This is a genomic window from Methylobacterium oryzihabitans (genome assembly GCF_004004555.2).
In the GTDB taxonomy this organism is placed as follows: domain Bacteria; phylum Pseudomonadota; class Alphaproteobacteria; order Rhizobiales; family Beijerinckiaceae; genus Methylobacterium; species Methylobacterium oryzihabitans.
In genome coordinates this window covers 1-415 of sequence record NZ_SACP01000186.1, presented here as the reverse complement: position 1 = coordinate 415, position 415 = coordinate 1, and the positions used below count along the sequence as shown (strand labels likewise).

At 61.4% G+C, this 415-nt stretch carries 1 protein-coding gene; it reads left to right on the top strand.

What is annotated here, in order from left to right:
• Positions 1-128: 128 nt before the first annotated feature.
• Positions 129-415, top strand: a 287-nt coding sequence (locus tag EOE48_RS28985; RefSeq protein ID WP_187371605.1) for a formate dehydrogenase accessory sulfurtransferase FdhD, incomplete at its 3' end; no start/stop codon positions are given.

Genomic DNA, 415 nt, shown 5'->3' with positions numbered 1-415 from the left:
TTTCCACTCCCGCCCCCTGTGCGACCAATCGACACGGTCTATCAAGGCATAGACCCTAGCGATTAGACGCCGCCGGCCCGCAAGCCTAGGCTTGTGCTATCAGAAAGCCGCCGGTATTCAACGCCCCGATGAACAGCAAACCTCCGGTCTGCGCGGCATCATCGCCCTTGTCCATGCCCGCCGCCAGCAACACCTACGATTACGTCCAGCTCAGCGACGCCCAACGCGACAGCACCCCGCTGGCCGAAGAAGTGGCCCTGGCCATTGTCTACAACGGCCTCAACCAGGCGGTGATGCTGGTCAGCCCCACCGACCTGGAAGACTTCGCCGTCGGTTTCAGCGTTGGTAGCGGCATTGTCGAAGGCACCGCAGAAATCTACGACCTGAAGCTTTCCGGCAGCGGCTCGGCAATGTA